23 protein-coding genes are annotated in these 24559 nt (G+C 71.4%); 18 read left to right on the plus strand and 5 right to left on the minus strand.

The window, feature by feature from the left end:
* Positions 1–61 precede the first annotated feature (61 nt).
* From OG219_RS25550 to kynU, 9 genes are all read left to right on the plus strand, one after another.
* Positions 62–1708, plus strand: a complete 1647-nt coding sequence (locus OG219_RS25550; protein ID WP_266830201.1) for a polyamine aminopropyltransferase — start codon at positions 62–64, stop codon at positions 1706–1708.
* 78 nt (positions 1709–1786) lie between these two features.
* Positions 1787–2614, plus strand: a complete 828-nt coding sequence (locus OG219_RS25555) for an SRPBCC family protein (RefSeq protein WP_266830202.1) — start codon at positions 1787–1789, stop codon at positions 2612–2614.
* A gap of 387 nt (positions 2615–3001) precedes the next feature.
* Positions 3002–3790 carry an aldose 1-epimerase gene (locus OG219_RS25560; protein WP_266830203.1) on the plus strand — a complete coding sequence of 263 codons (789 nt, stop codon included), beginning with the start codon at positions 3002–3004 and terminating at the stop codon, positions 3788–3790.
* A 10-nt stretch (positions 3791–3800) separates the two neighbouring features.
* Complete coding sequence (gene pyrE, locus OG219_RS25565) at positions 3801–4349, plus strand: orotate phosphoribosyltransferase (RefSeq protein WP_266830204.1); 549 nt, start codon at positions 3801–3803, stop codon at positions 4347–4349.
* A 198-nt stretch (positions 4350–4547) separates the two neighbouring features.
* Positions 4548–5570: a class II fructose-bisphosphate aldolase gene (gene fbaA, locus OG219_RS25570; protein WP_266830205.1), complete on the plus strand. Its 1023-nt coding sequence runs from the start codon at positions 4548–4550 to the stop codon at positions 5568–5570.
* Positions 5571–5632: 62 nt separating this feature from the next.
* The gene (locus OG219_RS25575) at positions 5633–7171 is read left to right on the plus strand and encodes an MFS transporter (RefSeq protein WP_266830206.1); all 1539 of its coding nucleotides are present in this window, start codon (positions 5633–5635) and stop codon (positions 7169–7171) included.
* 198 nt (positions 7172–7369) lie between these two features.
* Positions 7370–7783, plus strand: a complete 414-nt coding sequence (locus tag OG219_RS25580; protein WP_266830207.1) for a DUF3151 domain-containing protein — start codon at positions 7370–7372, stop codon at positions 7781–7783.
* Between the two features lie 153 nt (positions 7784–7936).
* On the plus strand, positions 7937–8800 hold the full coding sequence (locus OG219_RS25585) for a tryptophan 2,3-dioxygenase family protein (protein ID WP_266830208.1): 864 nt from the start codon (positions 7937–7939) through the stop codon (positions 8798–8800).
* Positions 8793–9980, plus strand: a complete 1188-nt coding sequence (kynU, locus tag OG219_RS25590) for a kynureninase (protein ID WP_266830209.1) — start codon at positions 8793–8795, stop codon at positions 9978–9980. Before OG219_RS25585 ends, kynU begins: the two co-directional genes overlap by 8 nt.
* A gap of 257 nt (positions 9981–10237) precedes the next feature.
* Here kynU and OG219_RS25595 read toward each other — a convergent pair whose 3' ends face one another.
* Positions 10238–10846, minus strand: coding sequence for a TetR/AcrR family transcriptional regulator (locus tag OG219_RS25595; RefSeq protein WP_266836229.1), 609 nt, complete (start codon positions 10844–10846; stop codon positions 10238–10240).
* Positions 10847–11081: 235 nt separating this feature from the next.
* On the opposite strand from OG219_RS25595, the gene OG219_RS25600 reads away from it, so the two are divergent.
* The 8 genes from OG219_RS25600 to OG219_RS25635 all read left to right on the plus strand — a co-directional run bounded on the left by OG219_RS25600 (position 11082) and on the right by OG219_RS25635 (position 20298).
* Positions 11082–11963: an alpha/beta hydrolase gene (locus tag OG219_RS25600; protein WP_266836230.1), complete on the plus strand. Its 882-nt coding sequence runs from the start codon at positions 11082–11084 to the stop codon at positions 11961–11963.
* 287 nt (positions 11964–12250) lie between these two features.
* Positions 12251–13231 carry an alpha/beta hydrolase gene (locus OG219_RS25605; protein ID WP_266836231.1) on the plus strand — a complete coding sequence of 327 codons (981 nt, stop codon included), beginning with the start codon at positions 12251–12253 and terminating at the stop codon, positions 13229–13231.
* A gap of 130 nt (positions 13232–13361) precedes the next feature.
* Complete coding sequence (locus OG219_RS25610; RefSeq protein ID WP_266836232.1) at positions 13362–14561, plus strand: acyltransferase; 1200 nt, start codon at positions 13362–13364, stop codon at positions 14559–14561.
* Between the two features lie 151 nt (positions 14562–14712).
* A complete protein-coding gene (locus OG219_RS25615; protein ID WP_266836233.1) occupies positions 14713–16110 on the plus strand; it encodes a sensor histidine kinase in 1398 nt (465 codons plus the stop codon).
* Entirely contained in the window at positions 16107–16790 is a 684-nt protein-coding gene (locus tag OG219_RS25620; RefSeq protein ID WP_266830210.1) for a response regulator transcription factor, read from the plus strand. The genes OG219_RS25615 and OG219_RS25620 overlap by 4 nt, the downstream gene beginning before the upstream one ends.
* A 156-nt stretch (positions 16791–16946) precedes the next feature.
* Complete coding sequence (locus OG219_RS25625) at positions 16947–18293, plus strand: sensor histidine kinase (RefSeq protein WP_266830211.1); 1347 nt, start codon at positions 16947–16949, stop codon at positions 18291–18293.
* Positions 18290–18991 carry a response regulator transcription factor gene (locus tag OG219_RS25630; RefSeq protein WP_266830212.1) on the plus strand — a complete coding sequence of 234 codons (702 nt, stop codon included), beginning with the start codon at positions 18290–18292 and terminating at the stop codon, positions 18989–18991. Before OG219_RS25625 ends, OG219_RS25630 begins: the two co-directional genes overlap by 4 nt.
* Positions 18992–19077: 86 nt before the next feature.
* Positions 19078–20298 carry a cytochrome P450 gene (locus OG219_RS25635; RefSeq protein WP_266830213.1) on the plus strand — a complete coding sequence of 407 codons (1221 nt, stop codon included), beginning with the start codon at positions 19078–19080 and terminating at the stop codon, positions 20296–20298.
* A gap of 50 nt (positions 20299–20348) precedes the next feature.
* Here the strand turns inward: OG219_RS25635 and OG219_RS25640 are convergent, their stop codons facing one another.
* From OG219_RS25640 to OG219_RS25655, 4 genes are all read right to left on the minus strand, one after another.
* Positions 20349–20951 (minus strand): gamma carbonic anhydrase family protein, encoded by a 603-nt coding sequence (locus OG219_RS25640; RefSeq protein ID WP_266830214.1) that lies wholly within the window; start codon positions 20949–20951, stop codon positions 20349–20351.
* An 84-nt stretch (positions 20952–21035) separates the two neighbouring features.
* On the minus strand, positions 21036–21347 hold the full coding sequence (locus OG219_RS25645; protein ID WP_266830215.1) for an NIPSNAP family protein: 312 nt from the start codon (positions 21345–21347) through the stop codon (positions 21036–21038).
* A 4-nt stretch (positions 21348–21351) separates the two neighbouring features.
* On the minus strand, positions 21352–22968 hold the full coding sequence (locus tag OG219_RS25650) for an ABC transporter permease (RefSeq protein ID WP_266830216.1): 1617 nt from the start codon (positions 22966–22968) through the stop codon (positions 21352–21354).
* Positions 22965–23879 carry an ABC transporter ATP-binding protein gene (locus OG219_RS25655; protein WP_266830217.1) on the minus strand — a complete coding sequence of 305 codons (915 nt, stop codon included), beginning with the start codon at positions 23877–23879 and terminating at the stop codon, positions 22965–22967. Before OG219_RS25655 ends, OG219_RS25650 begins: the two co-directional genes overlap by 4 nt.
* A 103-nt stretch (positions 23880–23982) precedes the next feature.
* On the opposite strand from OG219_RS25655, the gene OG219_RS25660 reads away from it, so the two are divergent.
* Positions 23983–24528 (plus strand): GbsR/MarR family transcriptional regulator, encoded by a 546-nt coding sequence (locus tag OG219_RS25660; RefSeq protein WP_266830218.1) that lies wholly within the window; start codon positions 23983–23985, stop codon positions 24526–24528.
* Positions 24529–24559 lie beyond the last annotated feature (31 nt).

Below are 24559 nucleotides of genomic sequence, written 5' to 3' on the forward strand. Positions count from 1 at the left end.
GGGTCACTTCCACACGTGTGGGTGACGAGGCGTAGCGCCGGTGTGACGTACCGTTCGCAACGTGATCGAACCGCACGCGCCCGCACCTCCCGGCGCGCCCCCGCAGTGGGGCGGCGTCCAGGGCCAGGCGCGGCTGCCGGTCCGCCCGGACACCGGCCGGTTCTTCGTCCTCGCGGGTGTGTTCGTCTGCGCGGCATGCGGACTCGTGTACGAACTCGAACTGGTCGCCCTCGCCTCGTACTTGATCGGCGACTCGGTCACCCAGGCTTCCGTGGTCCTCTCCGTCATGGTCTTCGCCATGGGCATCGGCTCCCTCGCCGCCAAGCGGCTGCGCCCCCGCGCCGCGGCCGGCTTCGGCGCGGTCGAGGCGGCGCTCGCCCTGGTCGGCGGCTGCAGTGCGATGGCGCTGTACGCGGTGTTCGCGTGGACCGGCGACCTGGGCGGCGTCTGGGCGGACGGCTCCCGCTATCTGCTGGTCGCCTTCTCCCTCACCATCGGCCTGCTGATCGGCGCCGAAGTCCCCCTCCTCATGGAGCTGATACAGCGCGTCCGCCGCCAGGACCCGGGCGGCGCGGTGGCCGACCTCTTCGCGGCGGACTATGTGGGCGCACTGGTCGGCGGCCTGGCCTTCCCCTTCCTCCTCCTGCCGTGGCTCGGACAGCTGACCGGCGCACTGCTCACCGGAGGGGTGAACGCACTGGCCGGCGGCGCACTCGTACTCGGCCTGTTCCGCGGGGACTTGACCCGGCGCGCACGCTGGACGCTGGCCGTCGCCAACCTCCTGGTCCTCGGGCTCCTCGCCTCGGCGGCGGTGCTGGTCGACGACTTCGAACGGGCGGCGCGGCAGGCGGTGTACGGGGCCGAGGTGCGGGTCGCGCTCCGGACCGGGGTCCAGGAGGTCGTCCTCACCGGCGGCACGGACGGCCGCCCGCTCGCCCTCTACCTCGACGGCCGCCTCCGGGTCAGCGGCGGCGAGGAACGCCGCTACCACGAGGCACTCGTCCACCCCGCGATGAACGGCCCCCACGCGCGCGTGCTCATCCTCGGCGGTGGCGACGGACTCGCCGCCCGCGAGGTGCTGCGGTATCCGGGCGTACACCAGGTCGACGAGGTCGAACTCGACGCGGGGGTCGTGCGGTTGGCACGCCAGGACCCGGCGCTGTCCCGGCTCAACGGTCACGCGTACGACGACTCACGCCTGCGTGTGGTGACGGCGGACGCCTTCGACTGGCTGCGCGGCGCTCCCTCGACGTACGACGTGGTGATCTCCGACCTCCCCGACGCGGGCATCACGGCGAGCACGAAGCTGTACTCGCAGGAGTTCTACGGCCTGGTACGCCGTGTGCTGGCTCCCGACGGCCGCCTCGCGGTCCACGCGGGTCCCGTGGAGACCCGCCCCCGGGTCTTCTGGACGATCGACACGACGATCCAGACGGCCGGACTGCGCACCGCGCCCTACCGCGTGGGCGGGCGCGACTCCGGCTTCGCGGCCGGTCCCGACCGCACGGCCGGTGCGTCACACGCCCCGCACGACTGGGGTTTCCTCCTGGCCTCCCGTACGGCTCCGGCCCTGAGCCTGGATCCGGACGGGCCGAGCCCGCGCACCCTCACGCCCGCCGCTCTGACCGCGGACGCCCGTGCCGCCTCCCGCACCCGGATTCCCGGCCTCCCGCCCTCCACGCTGGTGCATCCGCGGTACGCCGACTGAGTCGGTGCCGTGGGAATCCCGTCGGAATCCCTTCATACGCGGGTGCGGTTCGGGTCGTGCTGGGTAGGCTCGGCTGGCATGGAGCATGAGGTGTACGTTCCGGTTCCGGCCGAGCGGCTCAGGGAGGCGCTGGGCGATCCCGTGCGGGTGGCCCGGGCGGTCCCCGGACTCCAGCAGGACGCCGGGACGCCGCCCGTCTCCGGGCGCCTGAAAGTCCGCTTCGGCGGCCACACGATCACCTATCGCGGCACGCTGAGTGTCACCGCCCAGGACGACGGTTCCTACGCCGTCGAGGGCGATGCGACCGAGGCGCGCGGCAGTGGTTCCGTGAAGCTCGCGCTGGCTCTGCGGCTGGTGCCCGCCGACGGTGGTACGACCGTCGTCGTGGGCGGTACGGCTTCCGCCGACGGGCGGGTGGCGGAGTTGGCGCCGGATGCGGTGGCTGCCGCGGTGGGGCGGCTCTTGGAGCGGTTCGCGGGGAATCTGGGGGCTGTGGATGAGGCTTCGTCCTCGGCTGCGGCTGCGGGGGCCGAGCCCGACCCCGACCCCGAGCCCGCCCCCTCCGTCTTCGACGCCGATGTGCCGGCGCCGTCGCTTGAGCCGTCTGTCGAGGATGAACTCGTGGCGGAGGGGTTCGGCGAGGAGTTCGTGGACGAGGAGGAGCTCGTCGCGGGGCTCGTGCCCGACGAGGAGGACGCCATCGCCGAGGCGGCGCACGCTCGGCGGACGATGATCGGCCGCAGCGCGGAGGAGGTCGACCACGCGCCGCCTCGCGGGCGTTACGCCCCCGTCCCCGCGCCGGAGGCGACCGCCGCCCGCGCCACCCTGCGCTGGGCGGCACCTGCGGCGGCTCTGGCCCTCGCGTCGGCCATTGCGCTGACGAGGGTGTTGCGTAAGCGGCGGTGAGGGGTGGGTTGGGGGGTGGTTTTTCGCCCCCTCCGCCCCTACCCATTCCCGTCCCTTGGGGGCTCCGCCCCCAAACCCCCGCTCCTCAAACGCCGGAGGGGCTGGATCTTTCCTCGGGCGGCGCTGGAGTCTTTCGCCCCGGGCGGCAGATCTTTCGCCCCGGCCTGAGATCTTTCAGCCCGGCCGACGCTGAAATCGTTCAGCCCCGGGTGGCAGATCTTTGGGTCCCGGCCGGGGAGAGATCTTTCAGCCCGTCCGGCGTTTGAGGACGAGGCCGTTCAGGCCGATGCGGGGGTCTGGGGGCGGCAGCCCCCAGGGGCAAGGGTCGGGTAGGGGCGGAGGGGGCGAAAAACCATTCCCGGCCCCCGTCCCAGTAGGGTCAACTCCGTGAGTAACGGAGACATCACGCTGACCGCGGGTGACGCGGAGGTGACCGTGCTGCCGGGGAACGGCGGACGGGTCGGGAGTGTGCGGGTCGGCGGTGTGGAACTGCTGCGGCAGGGCGCGAAATTCGGGTGCTTCCCGATGGTGCCGTGGTGCGGAAGGATCCGCGACGGCCGTTTCCTGGACGGCGTCAACGTCCAGCAGATGCCGCTCAACTCCCCACCGCACGCCATCCACGGCACCGCCCGCGACGGCGCCTGGCACACCGCCCACACCACCAAGAACGAGGCCGTGATCACGTACGACCTCGTCGCTCCCTGGCCCCACCCGGGCCGCGTCACCCAGGCGTTCGCCCTGACGGAGGACGCCCTCACGCTCACCATGTCCGTGGAGACGTACGACTCCTCCTTCCCCGCCCAGATCGGCTGGCACCCGTGGTTCAACCGGAACCTCGGCGAGGACGACGTGAGCATCGACTTCACCCCCACCTGGCAGGAGGAGCGCGGCGAGGACCACCTCCCCACCGGGCGCAGGATCGAGCCGCGCCCCAGCCCCTGGGACGACTGCTTCGGCATGCCCGACGGAGTCGACGTCACGCTCACCTGGCCGGGTCAGCTGGAGCTGAAGATCGCCAGCCGTGAGGAATGGGTCGTCGTGTACGACGAGCAGGAGGCGGCCGTGTGCGTCGAACCGCAGACGGGGCCGCCCAACGGGCTGAACACCCTTCCCCGCCTGGTCACGCCCATCGAGCCCCTGGAGGCGGCCACCACCTGGACCTGGCGGCGCCTCTAAGCTGGCGGACATGACTGACGTACGCGACGCGCTGTTGCAGCAGATCAAGGACAAGGCCGTGGTGCACGGCAAGGTGACCCTCTCCTCGGGTCTCGAGGCGGACTACTACGTGGACCTGCGCCGCGTCACGCTGGACGGCGAGGCCGCGCCGCTGGTCGGCCAGGTGCTGCTCGACCTCACCGACGGGCTCGACTTCGACGCGGTCGGCGGCCTCACCATGGGCGCCGACCCGGTGGCCACGGCCATGCTGCATGCCGCCGCCGCGCGCGGAAAGCGCCTGGACGCCTTCGTCGTCCGCAAGGCCGCCAAGGAGCACGGGATGCAGCGCCGCGTCGAGGGTCCGGAGATCGCGGGCCGGCGCGTGCTCGTCGTCGAGGACACCTCCACCACGGGCGGCTCCCCGCTCACCGCCGTGGAGGCGGTGCGCGAGGCCGGCGCCGAGGTGGTGGGCGTCGCGACGATCGTGGACCGCGCGACGGGCGCCGCCGAGAAGATCGAGGCCGGCGCCGGGGTGCCGTACTTCTTCGCGTTCTCGAAGGACGAGCTGGGCCTGGACTGAGCCCTGTTGCGTACGGCCTTGCGTATGGCGTTGCGTACGGCGTCGCAGACGGCCCGGATCCGGAGTTATCCACAGGCTGGACACCATGGGCGAAGCATCCGGGCAAGTCTGGAAAGATGGGGCCGACGATGACGTCACCCCCTAGGTCAGGGCCGTAAGCAGCAGAACGCCACCCGCATATACACAAGGAGCGGACAGATGCCGATCGCAACCCCCGAGGTCTACGCCGAGATGCTCGACCGGGCGAAGGCAGGCAAGTTCGCCTACCCGGCCATCAACGTGACCTCGTCGCAGACCCTGCACGCTGCGCTGCGCGGCTTCGCGGAGGCGGAGAGCGACGGCATCATCCAGATGTCCACCGGTGGCGCCGAGTTCCTGGGCGGCCAGCACAACAAGGACATGGTGACCGGCGCCGTCGCGCTCGCCGAGTTCGCGCACATCGTCGCCGCGAAGTACGACATCACGGTCGCGCTGCACACGGACCACTGCCCCAAGGACAAGCTGGACGGCTACGTACGTCCGCTGCTCGACGTCTCCGCCGAGCGCGTTGCCAAGGGCCTCAACCCGCTGTTCCAGTCGCACATGTGGGACGGCTCCGCCGAGACCCTCGCCGACAACCTGGCCATCGGCCAGGAGCTGCTCGCGAAGGCCGCCGCCGCGAAGATCATCCTTGAGGTCGAGATCACCCCGACCGGTGGCGAGGAGGACGGCGTCAGCCACGAGATCAACGACTCCCTCTACACCACGGTCGACGACGCGCTCCGCACCGCCGAGGCCCTCGGCCTGGGTGAGAAGGGCCGCTACCTGCTCGCCGCGTCCTTCGGCAACGTGCACGGTGTCTACAAGCCGGGCAACGTCGTCCTGCGCCCCGAGCTCCTCAAGGACCTCCAGGAGGGCGTCTCCGCCAAGTACGGCAAGGCGAACCCCTTCGACTTCGTCTTCCACGGCGGCTCCGGCTCCACGGCCGAGGAGATCGCCACCGCGCTGGAGAACGGCGTCGTGAAGATGAACCTCGACACCGACACCCAGTACGCCTTCACGCGTCCCGTCGTGGACCACATGTTCCGCAACTACGACGCGGTCCTGAAGGTCGACGGCGAGGTCGGCACCAAGTCGAAGTACGACCCGCGCACCTGGGGCAAGGCCGCCGAGGCCGGCATGGCCGCGCGCGTGACCGAGGCGTGCGCCGCGCTGCGTTCCACGGGCACCAAGCTGAAGTAACCGGCGTACGGATTTGGGCTCGGCACCCGCGCGGTGCCGGGCCCTTCCGTATGCTCCGATGTATGGCTGCCACTCCGCAGGATCCGCAGTCTCCACAGGATCCGCAGTCGCCACCGTCTCCGCAGACTCCGCAGGAGAAACCGGCAGAACCGGGCGTCAGGATCTCCAGCGCCACGGGCAAGTGGGTCCTGCTGACCACCGTCCTCGGTTCCAGCATGGCCATGCTGGACTCGACGGTCGTCAACGTCGCGCTGCCGCGCATCGGCCGTGACCTGGACGCGGACCTCGCGGCCCTCCAGTGGACCGTGAACGCGTACACGCTGACGCTGGCCGGGCTCATCCTGCTGGGCGGGTCGCTCGGGGACCGCTACGGGCGGCGGAAGGTCTTCGTCATCGGGGTGGTGTGGTTCGCGGCCGCCTCGCTGCTGTGCGGGCTGGCGCCCAGTGGGGGAGTGCTGATCGCGGCCCGTGCGCTGCAGGGCGTCGGCGGGGCGCTCCTCACTCCCGGTTCACTCGCGCTCATCCAGGCCTCCTTCCATCCGGACGACCGGGCCAGGGCCGTCGGGCTGTGGTCGGGGTTCGGGGGTGTCGGCGCGGCGGTCGGGCCGTTCGTGGGCGGCTGGCTGGTGGACGGCCCCGGCTGGCGCTGGGTGTTCCTGCTGAACATCCCGGTGGCGCTGCTGTGTGCGCCGATCGCCTTGCGGCATGTCCCCGAGTCCATGGACAGCCGTACACACCGCGGCTTCGACGTGCTGGGCGCGGCCCTCGGCGCACTGTCGCTGGCGTTCGTGACGTATGCGCTGATCGAGGCCCGTACCGGTTCCGTGCTCGTGTGGGTGACGGCGGTCGCGGGCGTGGCCGCGGGGGTGGCCTTCGTGTACGTCGAGCGGGGCCGCAGCGATCCGATGATGCCGCTCGACATCTTCGCGTCGCGCCAGTTCACGGCGGTCAACGCCGTCACGCTGTGCGTGTACGCGGCCTTCAGCGGCTTCTTCTTCCTGGCCGCGCTCCAGCTGCAGGTCGTGGCGGGTTACTCCGCCCTCGGTGCCGGTACGGCGCTGCTGCCCACGACCGTTCTCATGCTGCTGTTCTCCGCCCGCTCGGGTGAGCTCGCCCAGCGCATCGGGCCGCGGATTCCGCTCACGGTGGGGCCGCTGCTGTGTGCGGCGGGGATGCTGCTGATGCTTCGGGTGGGGGAGGGCGCCTCGTACGTCGCCGACGTCCTTCCGGCGCTGCTGGTCATGGGCCTTGGCATGGTGACGCTGGTCGCGCCGCTGACCGCTACCGTCCTTGCCTCCGTGGACGTCGGGCGGGCGGGGCTCGCCAGCGGGATCAACAACGCGGCGGCCCGTGCGGCGGGGCTCATCGCGGTTGCCGCGTTGCCGCTGCTCGCGGGGATGGGGTCGGAGGCGTACCGGTCCGCCGACGCCTTCGACGCCGCGTTCCGGCGGGCGATGCCGTTGTGTGCGGGGGTGCTCGTCCTCGGGGCGGTCGTGGCCTTCACTACGGTGCGCCGGCCGGCGCCGGATTGCCGTCGGCCGGAGTGCTGCACGCACGGGTGGGTTACGGCTCCGCCGTTGGAGGCGGGGAAGCGGGGGTGAGGGTGGGTTTTTTCGCCCCCTCCGCCCCTACCCGTCCCTTGTTCCTGGGGGCTCCGCCCCCAGACCCCCGTGTCGCGCTGAACGCGCTCGTCCTCAAACGCCGGACGGGCTGAACCTGGGCGTAGGGGGCGAAAAACCCCCGACCCCAGCCCCGGCGCAGGGAACCCTCCCTCCTCGGGATGCCGCAGACTGGAACCCATGACGATTCACGAGAACCTCCTCGGGGGACCGCCCCCGACCCACCTCCCCGATGACCCGGAGCCCCGCGAGCTCCTCGCGAACGGCACGGCCCCCGCCGACGTCGCCGCCAAGTACCCGACCTCCTCCCTCGCCTGGGCGCAGCTCGCCGACGAGGCGTACGAGCGCGGCAGTGTCGTCGAGTCGTACGCCTACGCCCGTACCGGCTACCACCGCGGCCTGGACTCCCTGCGCCGCAACGGCTGGAAGGGCCACGGCCCGGTCCCCTGGGAGCACGAGCCGAACCGCGGCTTCCTGCGCGCCCTGCACGGCCTCGCCCGCGCCGCCCAGGCGATCGGCGAGCAGGAGGAGTACCAGCGCTGCAGCCAGTTCCTGAAGGACTCCTCGCCGGCGGCGGCACAGACGCTGGGCTAGTTCCGGGGTATTGATGCAGGTCCGCCTGGTGTGACCAGGCGGACCTTGCGGTTTCGGGTGACGATTGTGGAGGATGCCCGGTGGGGACCGGGGCCCCCGTGTCGGAATCGGCAGGGGCGGACCGCTACCCGGAGTACGCATCAGGAGACAGCGATGTCGTCCCAGCAGGCTCAGCCCGTAGCGGCTCAGGAGCCCGAGACACCGGATCTCGCCCCCAAAATCGACTGGAGCCAAGGCACGACGCCGTACGAGGACTACGTACAGGCGGACGTCCTCACCCACCTCCAGCACACCCGCTCCGACGACCCCGGCGAGATGGTCTTCCTCGTGACCACGCAGGTCATGGAGCTGTGGTTCACGGTCATCGTCCACGAGTGGGAGACCGCGGCGAACGCGCTCCGCGAGGACAGTGTGCCGGTCGCGGTGGCCGCGCTGAAGCGGTCCGTACGGGAGCTGGAGGCGCTGAACGCCTCCTGGCGGCCCCTCGCGGGGCTCACGCCGGCCCAGTTCAACTCCTACCGCGGCGCCCTTGGCGAGGGCTCCGGCTTCCAGTCCGCGATGTACCGCCGGATGGAGTTCCTGCTCGGCGAGAAGTCCGCGTCCATGCTGGTCCCGCACCGGGGCGCCCCGCGCGTCCACGCGGAGCTGGAGAAGGCACTGCACGAACCGAGCCTGTACGACGAGGTGTTGAGGCTGCTGGCGCGGCGCGGGCACGCGGTCCCGTCGGCGGTCCTTTCGCGCGACGTGTCGTTGCGCTACGAGTCCTCGCCGGAGGTGGAGGCGGTGTGGACGTCGTTGTACGCGGGCGACGAGAACGCCGAACTCGCCCGTCTCGGCGAGGCGTTGACGGACGTCGCCGAACTGGTGTGGCGATGGCGCAACGACCATCTCGTCGCCACGCGCCGTGCGATGGGCGCGAAGTCGGGCACGGGCGGCTCCTCCGGGGTGGCCTGGCTGGAGAAGCGGGCGCAGAAGAACGTGTTCCCCGAGCTGTGGACGGCGAGGTCCCATGTCTGAGCTGCGCGGCAGGGCCGAGGAACTGGACTCGGCCGACGAACTGGCCGGACTGCGCGAGCGGTTCGTTCTCGACGACGTGGTGTATCTGGACGGGAACTCGCTCGGCGCGCTGCCCGCGAACGTACCCGGCCGGGTCGAGGATGTCGTACGCCGTCAGTGGGGCGAGCTGCGGATCCGGTCCTGGGACGAGAGCGGCTGGTGGACGGCGCCGGAGCGGATCGGCGACCGGATCGCGCCGCTGGTCGGCGCGGCGCCCGGCCAGATAGTGGTGGGCGACTCTACAAGTGTCAACGTCTTCAAGGCGGTTGTGGGTGCCGTGCGGCTGGCCGGGGAGGGCCGGGACGAGATCCTGGTCGACGCGACGACGTTCCCCACGGACGGCTACATCGCACAGTCGGCCGCCCGCCTGACCGGCTGCGAGCTGCGGCCGCTGGACCCCGCGGACGTGCCCGCCGCCCTCGGCCCCCGCACGGCGGCGGTCCTGCTGAACCACGTCGACTACCGCACCGGCCGCCTGCACGACCTCCCGTCCCTGACCTCCGCGATCCACGCCGCGGGTGCTCTCGCGGTCTGGGACCTGTGCCACAGCGCGGGCGCCCTGCCGGTGGACCTGGACGCCCACGGTGTCGACCTGGCGGTCGGCTGCACCTACAAGTACCTGAACGGCGGCCCGGGTTCACCGGCGTACCTCTACGTGCGCCGCGAACTCCAGGACCGCTTCGACTCCCCGCTCCCCGGCTGGAACTCCCACACGGACCCCTTCGGCATGAGCCCCGCCTACGAACCCGCGCCGGGCGCGCTGCGCGGCCGGGTCGGCACGCCGGACATCCTGTCGATGCTCGCCCTGGAGGCGGCCCTCGAGGTGTGGGACGGCGTCTCCATCGAGTCCGTCCGCACCAAGTCCCTCGCCCTCACGGACTTCTTCCTGGAATGCGTCTCGGCGTACGTCCCCGAGGGCAGGGTCGAGCCGGTGACGCCGTCCGCCCACGCGGAGCGGGGGAGCCAGGTCGCATTGCGGTGCGCCGACGCCGGCGAGGTCATGAAGAGGCTGATCGAGCGGGGCGTGGTCGGCGACTTCCGCCACCCGGACGTCCTGCGCTTCGGCTTCACTCCCTTGTACGTCGGCTTCGCGGACGTGGAACGGGCGGCGAGGCTGTTGGGCGAGGAGATCGGTTTGTAGCCCGGCCGGGGCTGCACTCGTCAGCCCGGCCGGGGGAGATCTTTCAGCCTGTCCGGCGTTTGAGGGCGAGGTGGTGCCGTCCCGATCCCCCACCCACCCGTGGGGGCTCCACTTTTCAGCCCAGGTGGGCACCATCAGCCCGTCCGGCGTTTGAGGACGAGCCCTTCGGGCGAACGGGGGTCTGGGGGCGGAGCCCCCAGGAACAAGGGACGGGTAGGGGCGGAGGGGGCGAAAAACGCTTGTCCCCTCCCCCCGGATCACCGGGGGACGACGTACACCCCGGCCGCCGCCGCAGCGAACGCGGCTGACGCGGCCCGCTCAGCGTCGTCGTCCCCCGGCACCACCCCGACGGTGAGCAACGAGTAGTAGAGCGGAGCCGACACCGCACGAACGACCAGCGCGGCGTCGGTCCCCACCGGCAACTCCCCCCGGACAACCCCTTGTTCGACACAAGGCACCCACTCCGCGACCCGCACGTCGTAGAACCGCCGAACCGCCTCAGCCGTACGCACATCACACGCCGCCGCAGCGATGACCGCCCGGAACAGCGCCCCCTGCCGGGGATCCGCAAGCGTCCGCCGCACCAGCGCGGCATTGGCCCGCAGATCCCCCAGCACCGACCCGGTCTCCACCCGCGGCAGCGACTGCTCCGCCATATCGCTCAGCAGGTCGGCGACCAGCCCGGTCACCGACCCCCACCGCCGGTACACAGTGGTCTTCCCCACCTCGGCCCGCCGCGCCACGTCGGCGAGATCGAGATGAGCGAACCCCTGCTCGGCGAGTACGTCCCCGGCGGCGCGGAGCACGGCCGCACGGACGCGGGCGGTGCGTCCCCCGGGTCGTACGGTGCCGGGCTCGGCGGACATGGCGGACATGGCGCACTCCTTCGAGAACCGGACCACGGGCGTGGACGTCCCCCGCCAGCGTAACGAAACAGCAGAACCGTTTGACCCTAACCGAGAGTGATATGCCGGTGTCGACGCACGTCACGGGCCTGGTAGCGTCCCCGCCAACGGCCGAATTCTCTCCTGGTCCGCCAAATCCGTTTCACAGCTGAGAGGTTGGAGCATGCAGGACGACGCCGCAGCCAGGGACGACGCCATGGCACGGGACGCCGCCGAGGCACGGGACAACGCCGAGGAGGCGTCCGCCTTCTCGCACCCGCCCGTCGACCCCGACGTCACCGTCGCGTACGGCGATCACCCCGACCAGGTGATCGACTTCTACGCCCCGCGCGAGCCCGACCCCGTCGTCCTCGCCCCCCTCGTGGTCGTCCTGCACGGCGGCGCCTGGCGCGCCCCGTACGACCGCCGTCACATCACGCCGTTCGCGGACTTCCTGGCGCGCCGCGGTTTCGCCGTGGCCAACGTCGAGTACCGCCGGGGCCCCGCGATCCCCGCGCAGGGCGGCGACGCCCCGGTCGCCGGCCGCTGGCCGGACACCTTCGACGACGTCGCGGCCGCGCTCGACGCGCTGCCCGCGCTCGTACGGGAGAAACTTCCGTCGGCCGACCCCCGCCGCATCGTGGTCACGGGCCATTCGGCGGGCGGCCATCTCGCCCTGTGGGCCTCCGCACGCCACCTCCTGCCCACCGACGCGCCCTGGCACACGGCCCGTCCGGCGCCCCTGCGCGGAGTCGTCGCCCTCGCCCCGATCGCGGACTTCCGGGTCGCCGAGAAACTGGACGTGTGCGGCGGGGCCGCGCGCCAACTACTCGGCGGGGAGGGCAAGTTCGCGGAACGTCTGCCGTACGCCGACCCGGCGCACCTGCTCCCCAGCGGCATCGCCACGACCCTCGTACAGGGCCGTACCGACATCGTCGTCCCGCAGGCGGTCGCCGAGGCGTATGCCGACGCGGCGGCGAAGGCGGGCGAGGTGGTCGGCCTGACGCTCCTGGAGGACGTCGGCCACTTCCCGCTGATCGACCCGGCGGCGGACGCGTGCGCGGTGGTGGCCGAGGAGATCGCCCAGCTGGCCTGGTGAAGGCGGCCGGAGAGCGACCGGCGTGTGGCCCTTGTTCGGCCGCCCGGTCATACCCGTAATACCTGAGAGCTACCTCCCAGGTGAGCTCCCTGGCGGGACGCCGACGACACGTGACGATCCGTAACTTCCCTTCCATTGGCGCCCGATGAGCGGGAGCACGGGGAGGGAAGGTCGGCATGGGGTTCGGGGCGAGGGCGAGCGCGGCGGGCAGCGGGAGATCGCCTGCGGAGTCGGAGTCGGAGTCGGAGCCGGGGCTGGGGCTGGGGCTGGGACCGGAGTCGGTGCCGATGGCTGCGGGGCCGACGTCGGGTGGGCGTGCCGGACGCGTGGTCCGGCGGCTGCGCCGCACCCTGCTCGCCGTACTGGTCATGGGCGCCGTCGTCGTCCCCGTGGCCGCCGCAGCCGCTCGGCCCCGGATCCCCGCCCCGGCGCCCGCGACGCTCGCCCCCTTGACGGTATCGACGCTGGACGAGGCGTATGCCGCCAACGGTGCGAACGCAGCGGAGGCGGCCCGTATGGCCGCGGACCGCGGCGACAGCACCCGCGCCGCCGCCGACCGGGCCATGGCCGACCCCTCCCGCCGCTTCCTCTCCTTCGACGGCCGAGGACCGGGCCAGGCCGTCGAGGTGTTCGGCGACCTCGCCGAGGCCGGCCGCGTCGCGATCCTGGTCCCCGGCTCCGACACCAACCTGGAGACGTACGACCGGTTCCGCGCCGGCGCCCTCTCCCTGCACGAGCGCCTCGGCCCGCGTACGGCCGTCGTCGCCTGGCTCGGCTATGAGGCACCCCGCACGGTGAGCACCACAGTGCTGACCACGGACCGGGCCGACGCCGCGGCCCCGCGCCTGAAGGGGTTCATACGCGAACTGCGGGGCGTCGTCGGCGAGAAGGCGCCCGTCTCCCTGCTCTGCCACTCCTACGGCACGGTGGTCTGCGGACGTGCGGCGCAGGACCTGGACGTGCACGACATCGTGCTCGTCGGCAGCCCGGGCACCGGCGCGGACTCGGTCGCGGCACTGCACACGTCCGCCCGTGTCTGGGCGGCCCGCGGCGCCGACGACTGGATAGCGGGCGTCCCGCACACGCGCGCCGACCTCTTCGGCACGACCGTCGGCTTCGGCACCGACCCGGTCTCCCCGGACTTCGGCGCCCATGTCTTCGCGGCGGGCGGTGTCGGCCACAGCGACTACCTCACACCCGGCTCGGTGTCTCTGGACAACCTCGCCCGCATCGTCCTCGGCGACACCTCGGAGGTAACCCGTGCGTGAGTTCCACCCGTCTCGCCCATCTCACCCATCTCATACGTCTCATACGTCTCATACGTCTCATACGTCTCACCCGACTCACTCGTGCTTCGTGCGAACGGCCAAGCCCGGAACAGTCAAGCCCGGCAGTGGCATACGGGCGGCGGCACAAGGCATAAGGGGCGGCGTCCGTCGTATCGACGAGGCGACCCCCGCGGCGCGGGACCGCGCCGTCGACGCCCTGCGCGCCCTCGCGATCCTCGGTGTCGTACTCGGCCACTGGCTGGTGACGGCCCTGGTCGCGGACGGTGGAGCGCTGCGCGTGGCGAGCCCGTTGGGGCATCTGCCCTGGCTGGCTCCCATCTCCTGGGTCTTCCAGACGCTCGCCGTGTTCTTCCTGGTGGGCGGCCATGTGGCCACCAAGGGCTACGCGTCGGCGCGGGCACGCGGCACGACGTACGGGCAGTGGCTGCGCACCCGCCTGGCCCGGCTCTTCAAACCGGTGGCGGCGGTGCTGGCCCTCTGGACGGTGGCCGCGGCCTGTCTCCTTGCGTCGGGCACGGGCTTCGAGACGGTCCACGCGCTGGTGAAGCTGGCGCTGTCCCCGCTCTGGTTTCTCCTGGTCTTCGCGGGACTGACCGCGGCGACACCCCTGTTGACGCGGATGAACCCGATGTGGCCGCTGGCCGTCGTTCTCCATGTGGATCTCATTCGCTTCGGATTCGGCGGCCCGGCCTGGCTCGGCTGGGTGAACGTCGCGGCGGGCTGGTTGGTGCCATACACGCTGGGCGCGGCCTGGACGCGCGGTGAGCTGGACAGTCGTCGCGCGGGCTGGGTGCTGTTCGGCTGCGGGGCGGCGGCTACCGCGGTGCTGGTGGCGTGGGCGGGCTATCCGGCGTCGATGGTCGGCGTCCCGGGGGCGACGGTCTCCAACCTGAACCCGCCATCGCTGGCCGTCGTCACCTTCGGGCTGGCCCAGTGCGGTCTCGCCCTGCTGCTGCGCGGGCCGCTCCGCCGCCGGACGAGGCGCCCCGCGGTCTGGGCGGCGGTAGCACTCGCCAATCTCTCCGCGATGACGATATTCCTGTGGCACCAGACGTCCCTGATGGCGGTCACCGCCCTGGGCCTCCTGGCGGGCCGGCTCCCCGGCCTGCACACCGTCCCCGACGGCCTCGGCTGGGTGGCGGCCCGGCTCGCCTGGCTGCCCGTCTTCGCCCTCGCCCTCGCCGTCTGCTGGTCCGCCTTTCGCACCCATGAACAGAGCCCCCGCCGCCGCACCGGCCGGCCCTCCCGAGTCGTCCGCGTCCACCGCCGTCCTGACCCCGCCGGAGTGAAGGCGGCGCCCCGTGCCTAGGGTTGGCCCCGTGAGCGGCCCGAGCAACAACGGCATCACGCGTGGCGATGCCTCCGCCACACCGTCGCTTCCCTCGGTCGCGCAGTCGGCCGGGCAGGGACTCCGCCGAGTGCTGCGGACCTTGTGGGAGGACGGGGCGAACTTCACCCGCATGCCGTTGCCGCCGTTGTCGCGGCCCCGGTGGCTGCGGAGGTTCCCGCATGTCGTGGTCATCGTGATCGCGGTCGTCGCGACGCTTGCCAACACGGAGCAGATGACCATGGTCTCCGGCGTGAGCGCGGAGTTGGGTCTGCTGACCGCGCTGGCCCAGGGCATCGGCGTGGTGCTCGTGCTGTGGCGGCCCGTACCGGCCTGGTGGCTCTCGCTGGTCGCCACGTTCGTGGCCGCCGAGGCCGCACGCCCCGGCCTGACCTCGGACTCAGCGATCGGCCGTGTCGACGGCGCAATCTCCTGGCCGTGGGGCGCGCCGGGCATCGTCGCGCATGCGATCGTGCTGTTCCTGCTGGCTCTGCGGGTCCCCACCCGGGTGGCCATAGAGGCACTGGCCCTCACCGCGTTGCTGACGTACGTCTTCCAGGGGCTCCTCGGCGCCGTGTCGTACTCCTCGACGGGTGTGGTGGCGGTCATCGTCTTCGCCGCCGTCGTCCTCCTCGGTACCGCCCTGCGGGGCCGCCGCGAGGCCCGCAGTCAGCTCGTCGAGCAGGCTTCGCTGACGGCGGAGGAGCGGGCCCGCCGCACGCTGTTGGAGGAGCGCAGCCGTATCGCGCGCGAGCTGCACGACGTGGTCGCCCACCACATGTCGGTGATCTCCATCCAGGCCCAGGTCGCGCCGCACCTCGTCGAGAACCCGCCGAAGGAGCTGCGGGAGAACCTGGAGGGCATCAGACAGAACGCCCTGGAGGCACTGACCGAGCTGCGCCGCGTTCTTGGCGTCCTGCGCTCGGAGAACCCGGAGGACCCGTACGGCCTCGGGGCCGGCACCGGCGCCACCCCCGACTCCCCGCAGCCCACGCTCGACCGCCTCGACGCCCTCGTCGAGAACACCCGCACCGCCGGACTGGATGTGACCACCGAGATCACCGGCGAACAGCTCCCTCTCTCGCCCGGTGTGGAGCTGTCCGCGTACCGGATCATCCAGGAGGCACTCAGCAACGCCCTGCGACACGCGCCCGGTTCGATCGTCCGCGTCGAGCTCTGTCACTTCCCCCGTGGCCTCCAGATACGGGTCATCAACTCCAGACCCGAGCGCCCGGCCCCGCCGTCACCGGGCGCGGGCCACGGCCTGCTCGGCATGCGGGAGCGCGCCGCGATGCTCGGCGGCACCCTCGTGACCTCGGAGACCTCGCACGGCGGCTTCGTGGTGGCGGCCTTCCTGCCCCGCGGTGACGCCTCTGACGCCGACGGCTCGGACCTTGACGGCTCAACGGATGACAACTCCACAGGCGCCACGGCCATCGAGAAGCCCGCGGGCACCAAGGCCATCGCGAACTCCACAAACTCCACTGGCTCCACAAGCTCCACTGGCTTCGCAGGAGAAGAGAACCCATGACGAGCGGCACCATCGGCACCATCCGCGTACTGATCGCCGACGACCAGCAGATGGTCCGGCAGGGCTTCACCGTGCTGCTCAACACCCAGCCCGACATCGAGGTGGTCGGCCAGGCGGTCGACGGCATGGACGCGATCGTCCAGGTCGCCGAACTCGCCCCGGACGTCGTCCTGATGGACATCCGCATGCCCGAACTCAGCGGTATCGAGGCCACCAGACGCATCACCGAGGCCACCCCCGAGATCAAGGTGCTGGTGCTCACCACCTTCGACCTCGACGAGTACGTGTACGACGCCCTGCGCGCCGGCGCCTCCGGGTTCCTGCTCAAGGACGCGTCCGCGGACCAGCTCGCCGAGGCGGTACGGGTGGTCGCGGCGGGCGATGCCCTGCTCGCGCCCGGGATCACGCGCCGTCTCATCGCCGAGTTCTCCCGGCTCGACTCCACACCACGCTCCCCCCTCAAACAGCGGGTGGGGGAGCTGACCGAGCGCGAGACGGAGGTCCTCGCCCACATCGCCCAGGGCCTGTCGAACTCGGAGATCGCCGAGCGCCTCGTCGTCGCCGAACAGACCGTGAAGACCCACGTGGGCCGCATCCTGGTGAAACTCGGCCTGCGCGACCGCACCCAGGCGGCAGTCTTCGCCTACGAGTCAGGACTGGTCCGCCCGTCCGGCTATTGAGCGGTGACGATCCGGCCCGCTCTGCCCTCCACCCCCTCCCTCCTCCACCCCTCCATCGGAGGACCACAGCGATACCCGTAGTACCTGAGATGGATCCCGGAGGACCCTCCTCCCTGGTGACGACGGCGACCCCGGCGGCGGCCTACCTTTTTGAGTGTGACCGAGACGACCCAGACGCAGATGACGCCGCCGGGCGGGGCAAAGCCGCGCAGCCCGGAGTTCCGGCTGGCCGCGGACGCCCTGCGCGGGCTGCGGCAGGACCTGTTCCATGACGCTTTCGCCTACCGTCCGCTGCCGCGGATGCGGGTGGACGGCCCACTGACGCGGCGGCTGTCCGAGGGCATACGGAAGTACGCGGTCTGGACACCGCACGCCGTGGTGACGGTGGCCGGACTCTTCGCGATGGCCATCGCGAACGCGGACAGCAGCGGCACCAACAGCGTCAGCACGCTGGTGTTCGCCCTCCTCGCCCTGCTCCCGGTCCTGCTGACGCTCGTCCGGCCGGTCGGTGCCTTCTGGTTCTCCTTCATGGCGACTCCGGTGGTCGGCATCGTCGGCGACAGCTGGACCGACTGGCCGTGGGCGCCGGGCGCCTTCGCCACCCACCTGGTGGTGCTGACGGTCGTGGCGCTCCGGACGAGGCCGCGCACCGCCGCCTGGATGTGGGTGCTGACCGCGGTGTACGGGATCGGCGCCGAGACCTTCTTCCACGGGGGGTACTACAGCAGCAACACCGTGCCGCTGCTCTTCGTCTCCGCCGTGGCTCTCCTGGTCGTCACCGTCCTCCAGGTGCGCCGCGAGGCGGAGCAGGAGGTCACCGCCCACCAGTCGGAGACCGCGCACGAGCGTTCCAGGCGCACCCTTCTCGAAGAACGGACCACGATCGCCCGCGAGCTGCACGACGTGGTCGCCCACCACATGTCGGTGGTCGCCATCCAGGCCGAGGCCGCCCCGTACCGGGTGGAGAACCCGCCGCCGGAGCTGGAGCAGGCCTTCATCACGATCCGGGAGAACGCGGTGGCGGCCCTGACCGAGCTGCGCCGCGTGCTCGGCGTCGTACGGGCGGAGGACTACGAGGCGCCGGACGCCCCGCAGCCCACCCTCGCCGACCTCGACGGGCTCCTCGCCAATGTGCGCGACGCGGGCCTGACCGTCGACAAGGCGGTCACCGGCGCGGTGCGCGAGCTCCCGCAGGGCGTCGAACTGTCGGCGTACCGCATAGTCCAGGAGGCACTCAGCAACGCTCTGCGGCACGCGCCCGGTGCGTCGGCCCGCGTCGAGATCGGCTACGTCCTCGGCGGGCTCGGCCTGCGCATAGTCAACGGCCCCGCGCCGACGACGAGCATGACGAAGTCCACGCACGGCGCGGGGCACGGCATCACCGGCATGCGCGAGCGCGTCACGATGCTGGACGGCGAGATGACGGCGGGCGGGACGGACGACGGGGGATACGAGGTGGCGGTGTTCCTGCCGGTGCCCGCGGCGGCGGAGGAGACGGGATGACGGGCGGCACCAGCGGTACTGGTGGCAGCAGCAACACCATCCGGGTGCTGATAGCCGATGACCAGGTGATGGTCCGCGAGGGCTTCTCCGTGCTGCTCGGCGCGATGCCGGACATCGAGGTGGTCGGGGAGGCGGTCAACGGCCGGGAGGCGGTCGAGCGGGTCCGTGAGCTGGCCCCGGACGTCGTACTGATGGACATCCGGATGCCGGAGATGAACGGGATCGAGGCGACCCGGGAGATCGTCGCCGCGGACGGCGCCGCGAAGGTGCTGGTCCTGACGACGTTCGACCTCGACGAGTACGTGTACCAGGCGCTGCGGGCGGGAGCCTCCGGCTTCCTCCTCAAGGACGCCTCGGCGCGCCAGCTCGCCGACGGGGTGAGGATTGTGGCGGCCGGGGAGGCGCTGCTCGCCCCCTCAGTCACCAGGCGGTTGATCACCGAGTTCTCCAAGCTCGCGGACGAGCCCCGGCTCTCGGCCACGGCACAGGCGGCGTACGGCGACCTCACCGACCGGGAGACGGAGGTGCTGGTCCTCATCGCGCAGGGCCTGTCGAACGCGGAGATCGCGACCCGGCTGTTCGTCGCCGAGTCGACGATCAAGACCCATGTGAGCCGGATCCTGGTGAAGCTGGGCCTGCGGGACCGTACGCAGGCGGCGGTGTTCGCGTACGAGGCACGGTTGGTCACGCCCAGGTGATCAAGGGATGGGCGCGGTGGTCCGATAGGGGCCGTCCGTCGAGACGCCCCTGGTCAGCGGGGGGTGGGTCGGGCTAGCGTCCGTCCATGGCAGCTTTGGAGACTCCGCAGGCCTTCGACCCGTGGGACCCGGCGTTCTTGGCGGACCCCTACCCGGCGTACGAGGAGCTGCGTGCCCGGGGCCGGGTGCACTACTTCGAGCCCACCAAGCAGTGGCTGGTCCCGCATCACGCGGACGTGTCGGCGCTGCTGCGGGACCGCCGCCTCGGCCGGACGTACCAGCACAGGTTCACGCACGAGGACTTCGGACGTACGGCGCCCTCGCCCGAGCACGAGCCGTTCCACGTCCTCAACGACCACGGGATGCTCGACCTGGAGCCGCCGGACCACACGCGGATCCGGCGGCTGGTGTCGAAGGCGTTCACACCGCGCACGGTGGAGCAGCTCAAGCCGTACGTGGACCAGTTGGCCGGTGAGTTGGTGGGCCGGCTTGTCGCGGCGGGCGGCGGTGATCTGCTCACCGATGTCGCCGAGCCGCTGCCGGTCTCGGTGATCGCCGAGATGCTGGGGATCCCGGAGTCCGACCGGGCGCCGCTGCGACCGTGGTCCGCGGACATCTGCGGGATGTACGAGATGAATCCGTCCCAGGAGACGGCGGCGAAGGCGGTCCGGGCGTCGGAGGAGTTCACCGCCTATCTGCTGGGGCTGATCGAGGCCCGTCGCAAGGAGCCGGGCGAGGATCTGATCTCCGGCCTCATCGCCGCGTACGACGACGGGGAGCGGCTCACGGAACAGGAGATGATCTCGACCTGTGTGCTGCTCCTCAACGCCGGGCACGAGGCGACCGTCAACGCGACGGTGAACGGCTGGTGGGCGCTCTTCCGAAACCCCGGTCAGCTGGCCGCCCTCCGCGCCGACCACTCGCTGGTGCCCACCGCCGTGGAGGAGCTGATGCGGTACGACACCCCGCTGCAGCTGTTCGAGCGCTGGGTACTCGATGACATCGAGATCGACGGTACGACCATCCCCCGCGGCTCCGAGATCGCCATGCTTTTCGGCTCCGCGAACCATGACCCGGCCGTCTTCACCGCCCCCGAGGAGCTGGACCTCTCCCGCCCGGACAACCCGCACATCTCCTTCAGCGCGGGCATCCACTACTGCATCGGCGCGCCACTCGCCCGCCTCGAACTCACCGCGTCCCTGCGTGCGTTGCTCTCCCAGGCGCCGACACTCACCCTCGCCGCCGAGCCGGTACGCAAGCCGGCCTTTGTGATCCGGGGGCTGGAGGGGCTGCGCGTCGAGCTCTGATCAGCCCGCCGAGGACCCTGCCGGCCTTGTTCGCTCCTGCGGTGGGGCTCTCAGATCTGTCGGTCGTCGCTGTGGCGGCCGAGGCTGCGGCCGAAGCGTTCGGAGATGGCCGGCATCAGGCTCTCGCCGTCGGCCGGGCGGTCCAGGCCGAAGACGTAGCCGGGGAAGTCCAGATTCTTCTGCACCGCCCAGATCCCGTCGTGGTCCTCCGGCGGAAGGATGCGCACCGGGTCGCCGACGGCTACCCAGCCGATCGGCACCACCGAGTCGGCGGGCAGCACGGTGCGCAGATGCACGATGCCGTTGATCCGCACCTCGGAGCGGGTCCCGATCCGTGCTCCGTTGAAGACGCGGCTGCCGGTGGCCAGGAAGACCTCGTCCTCGACCCGGCAGCCGGCCAGGTAGGAGGTGGGGCCCACCAGGACCTGCCGTCCCAGGACCAGCGGATCCCGTCGGGTGCCACGCAGGACCGCGTTCTCCATCACGATGCCGCCCTCGCCCAGCTCTACCGGCCCGCCCTCGGCGGTGAGCACCGCACCGAACAGCACCCGGCACCCGGCCCCCACTCGCACGTCCCCGCACAGCGTGGCGGTCGGAGCGACATAGGCCGTGGGGTGGACCGTCGGCGAACAGCCCTCATGAGCGATCAGCATGGCCGCGATCATGCCGCACCCTGCGGCGCCGACGCGCGCAATGGTCGCACCACGCGCCTCCCGGCGGTCTAGGACGGCGGCGGTCTAGGACAGGGCGTCGAGCGGCCGCAGGAAGCGGCGTTCGTACCGCTTGATGCAGCGGGTGTCACGAGCCAGTGCCATCGCCTCCTGGCACTCCGCGTCGGACATGCTGTCCGTGCGGTACTGCTCGTACGCGGCCAGGCTGGGAAAGGAGAAGAGGGCGTAGGCGATGTCGCTGTCGCCCTCGCTCGGCAGGAAGTAGCCGTGGTGCGTCCCGCCGAAACGGTTGACGAGCCGGACCCAGCGGCGACCGTACTCCTCGAAATCCTCGAGCTTGTCGGCGTCGACCTCGTACTTCAGATGAATGGTGATCACGCCTTCATGATGCCAAGTCCCGCCGCCGCAACGCCCCCAACCCCACTCCCACCAACCCCACCGCGACCCCCGTCAGAACAACCACCGGCGTCCACGCCATCTCGCCCCCCGGCAGCTTCGGAAGATGCCCGAAGGGCGAGAAGTTCATGACCGCCTGCGGCACGTTCAGTGCGGGCCCGATCCAGCCGAGGAGGAGGGCGAGGCCGGCCGCGCCCCAGGCGCCGGGGGCCAGTTGGGGTGAGAGGCCGTGGAGGAGGACCGCGAGGCCGCCCAGGGTCCAGATGGCCGGGACCTGGACGAGGCAGGCGCCGAGGACGGGGCCGAGATCGGCGCCGTAGCCGAGGCCGAGGCCCAGCCCGCCGAGGAGCATGATCAGGACCGTGCCGCCGAACGCGATGGCCAAGTGGCCACAGGCCCAGCGCAGTCGGCCGACCGCCCCGGCGAGCACGGGCTCCGCCCGCTGAGAGGTCTCCTCGCCGTGCAGCCGCAGCACGGAGGAGACGATGTACAGCGCGGCGACCATACCGAGCAGCCCCACCATCGCCGCCAGGAACGCGTCCGTGATCCCGGACTGCCCGCCCATCCGCTCGATGATCTCGCGGGTCTTGTCGTTGTCCCCGACCAGATCCGCCGCCCCCTTCGTCATCCCGCCGAAGGCAGCCCCGGCCGCGAGGAACCCGAGGCTCCAGCCCAGCACACCGCCCCGCTGGAGCCGCCAGGCAAGGGACCCGGCCGTACGGAGGCGCCCCGACGCGGGTCCGGGCCGGGTGGGCAGGAAGCTCATGCCGACATCGCGCCGCCCGGCGAGTTGGTAGGCGACCGCGCCCTGCACGGCGCATGCCGCGACGAACAGGAGCAGCACCCACCAGCGTTCGTCCGCGAAGGCCCGGATCTCCTCCAGCCACCCCACCGGCGAGATCCAGGTCAGGGCGGAGGAGCCGTCGGTCGTGGCCGAGTCACCCGCGGCCTTGAGGACGAAGGCCGCGCCGAGCAGCCCGCCCGTCAGTCCCTTGGCGAGCCGCGCGCTCTCGGTGAACTGCGCGACGATCGCCGCCATGGTCGCGAAGACCATGCCGACACCCGCGACCGCGAGTCCCAACGCCAGTGCCCCGGCGCCGCCTTGGCCCGCCAGCCCGCCCGCGATGAGCAGCGCGAGCGCCCCGTTGGCGACGAACGCCGCAAGGAGCGCCGCGGTCAGCGGGGCACGCCGCCCCACCATTCCCGCCGAGAGCATCTCCTGCCGCCCGCTCTCCTCCTCGTCGCGGGTGTGCCGTACGACGATGAGCAGGCTCATGATCGCGGCGAACACCCCGGCGAAGCCGCCGATGCGCCAGGCGGTGAGCCCGCCGAGCGAGTCGCTGAACACCGGTCCGTACATGGCGCGCAGGGAGCTGTTGGTGAGCATCTGCCGTGCCAGGTCGGCGCGTTCGGCCGGGGTGCTGTAGACGGTCTCCAGCGAGTTCGGCATGGAGAGCACCAGCAGGCCGATCACGCCGGCCCAGAGCGGGATCATCACCCGGTCGCGGCGCAGTGCGAACCTCAACAGGGTTCCTGTGCCCGCCAGTTGGCGGGTGCCTCCGGCCCGTACCGCGAAGGCCGGGGCGGTCGTGGTGGCGGTCATCGTGCCATCGCCCCTTCCGAAGCGCGCACGTCCTCCTGGTAGTGCCGCAGGAACAGCTCCTCCAGGGTCGGCGGGGTCGAGGTCAGCGACCGCACGCCCGAGTCGGTGAGGGAGCGCAGTACGGCGTCCAGCTTGTCGGTGTCGACCTGGAGCTTGACCCGCTTGCCCGCCACGTCCAGGTCGTGGACGCCGGGCAGGGCCGCCAACCCGTTGGGCGGGCCCGCGAGTTCGGCGGTGACGCTCGTACGGGTGAGGTGGCGCAGGTCGGCGAGCGATCCGGTCTCGACGGTCTGGCCCTTGCGGATGATGCTGACCCGGTCGCAGAGTTCCTCGACCTCGCTGAGGATGTGCGAGGAGAGGAGGATCGTCCGGCCGCGGTCGCGCTCCTCCTCGACGCACCCCTGGAAGACCTCCTCCATCAGCGGGTCGAGGCCGGAGGTCGGCTCGTCGAGGATCAGCAGGTCGACGTCCGAGGCGAAGGCGGCGACGAGGGCCACCTTCTGCCGGTTGCCCTTGGAGTAGGTGCGGCCCTTCTTGGTCGGGTCGAGCTCGAACCGCTCGACGAGATCGGCCCGTCGCGTCTTGTCGAGCCCTCCCCGCAGCCGTCCGTACAGGTCGATGACCTCGCCGCCGGAGAGGTTGCGCCACAGGGTCACGTCACCGGGGACGTACGCGATCCGCCGGTGCAGTTCGACCGCGTCCGCCCAGGGGTCCCGGCCGAGGAGCTGTGCCGCACCCGAGTCGGCGCGCAGCAGGCCGAGGAGGACCCGGATGGTGGTGGACTTCCCGGCGCCGTTCGGGCCGAGGAAGCCGTGCACTTCACCGGTCTCGACGTCCAGGTCGAGGCCGTCAAGGGCGTGCGTCTTGCCGAACGACTTGTGCAGTCCGGAGACGGTGATTGCCTTCGTCATGCTTCCGAACGTACGCTTCTTTCAGAAATTTGTGAAGTTAAGGAAGCATATGAACGACGGATACACTTAGTGGCGGTGCGTGAGCAGGGGAGATGATCCACGGATGACCAGATCCAGCGAGGCCGGACGCGAACCGGAGCCGGTCCCGAACGGAGCCGGACGCGACCCGGAAGCGGTCTCGAAGTTCGTCGAGGGCTTCGCGGCGCAGCTCGTCGAGGCCGGGATGACGCGTATGCCGGCCCGGGTCTTCGCGGCCCTGCTCGCCTCCGACACCGGCACCATGACCTCCGCCGAACTCGGCGAGAATCTGCAGATCAGCCCGGCCGCGGTCTCCGGCGCGGTGCGGTACCTCGCGCAGGTGCACATGGTCTCGCGCGAGCGTGAACCCGGCTCGCGGCGCGAGCGGTACCGGGTGCACAGCGACCAGTGGTACGAGGCGCTGACCAATCGCGAGGCGATTCTCAAGCGGTGGGCGTACGCGCTGCGTGAAGGCGTCGAGAGTCTCGGCGCCGATACCCCTGCTGGGCGGCGGCTTGCTGAGACTCAGGCCTTCTTCGAGTTCTTCGACGGGGAGATCGCCCTGATGATGGGGCGTTGGCGCGCCCATCGGGACCAGGTTTTCGGTGAGGGGCGCGGTTCAGGGGGCTGATCGCGGGTGGGGAACTGCGGGCCGGCCGTGG

The sequence above is a fragment of the Streptomyces sp. NBC_00038 genome, assembly GCF_026343635.1.
In the GTDB taxonomy this organism is placed as follows: domain Bacteria; phylum Actinomycetota; class Actinomycetes; order Streptomycetales; family Streptomycetaceae; genus Streptomyces.

Coding starts and splice junctions, on each gene's coding strand:
- OG219_RS25640 (WP_266830214.1), bottom strand. CDS start 20,951: ATGCTGATCGCTCATGAGGGCTGTTCGCCGACGGTCCACCCCACGGCC.
- OG219_RS25630 (WP_266830212.1), top strand. CDS start 18,290: ATGACGGGCGGCACCAGCGGTACTGGTGGCAGCAGCAACACCATCCGG.
- OG219_RS25605 (WP_266836231.1), top strand. CDS start 12,251: ATGGCTGCGGGGCCGACGTCGGGTGGGCGTGCCGGACGCGTGGTCCGG.
- OG219_RS25555 (WP_266830202.1), top strand. CDS start 1,787: ATGGAGCATGAGGTGTACGTTCCGGTTCCGGCCGAGCGGCTCAGGGAG.
- OG219_RS25600 (WP_266836230.1), top strand. CDS start 11,082: ATGGCACGGGACGCCGCCGAGGCACGGGACAACGCCGAGGAGGCGTCC.
- OG219_RS25620 (WP_266830210.1), top strand. CDS start 16,107: ATGACGAGCGGCACCATCGGCACCATCCGCGTACTGATCGCCGACGAC.
- OG219_RS25575 (WP_266830206.1), top strand. CDS start 5,633: ATGGCTGCCACTCCGCAGGATCCGCAGTCTCCACAGGATCCGCAGTCG.
- fbaA (WP_266830205.1), top strand. CDS start 4,548: ATGCCGATCGCAACCCCCGAGGTCTACGCCGAGATGCTCGACCGGGCG.
- OG219_RS25635 (WP_266830213.1), top strand. CDS start 19,078: ATGGCAGCTTTGGAGACTCCGCAGGCCTTCGACCCGTGGGACCCGGCG.
- OG219_RS25595 (WP_266836229.1), bottom strand. CDS start 10,846: ATGTCCGCCGAGCCCGGCACCGTACGACCCGGGGGACGCACCGCCCGC.
- OG219_RS25615 (WP_266836233.1), top strand. CDS start 14,713: ATGCCGTTGCCGCCGTTGTCGCGGCCCCGGTGGCTGCGGAGGTTCCCG.
- OG219_RS25585 (WP_266830208.1), top strand. CDS start 7,937: ATGTCGTCCCAGCAGGCTCAGCCCGTAGCGGCTCAGGAGCCCGAGACA.
- OG219_RS25655 (WP_266830217.1), bottom strand. CDS start 23,879: ATGACGAAGGCAATCACCGTCTCCGGACTGCACAAGTCGTTCGGCAAG.
- pyrE (WP_266830204.1), top strand. CDS start 3,801: ATGACTGACGTACGCGACGCGCTGTTGCAGCAGATCAAGGACAAGGCC.
- kynU (WP_266830209.1), top strand. CDS start 8,793: ATGTCTGAGCTGCGCGGCAGGGCCGAGGAACTGGACTCGGCCGACGAA.
- OG219_RS25650 (WP_266830216.1), bottom strand. CDS start 22,968: ATGACCGCCACCACGACCGCCCCGGCCTTCGCGGTACGGGCCGGAGGC.
- OG219_RS25660 (WP_266830218.1), top strand. CDS start 23,983: ATGACCAGATCCAGCGAGGCCGGACGCGAACCGGAGCCGGTCCCGAAC.
- OG219_RS25580 (WP_266830207.1), top strand. CDS start 7,370: ATGACGATTCACGAGAACCTCCTCGGGGGACCGCCCCCGACCCACCTC.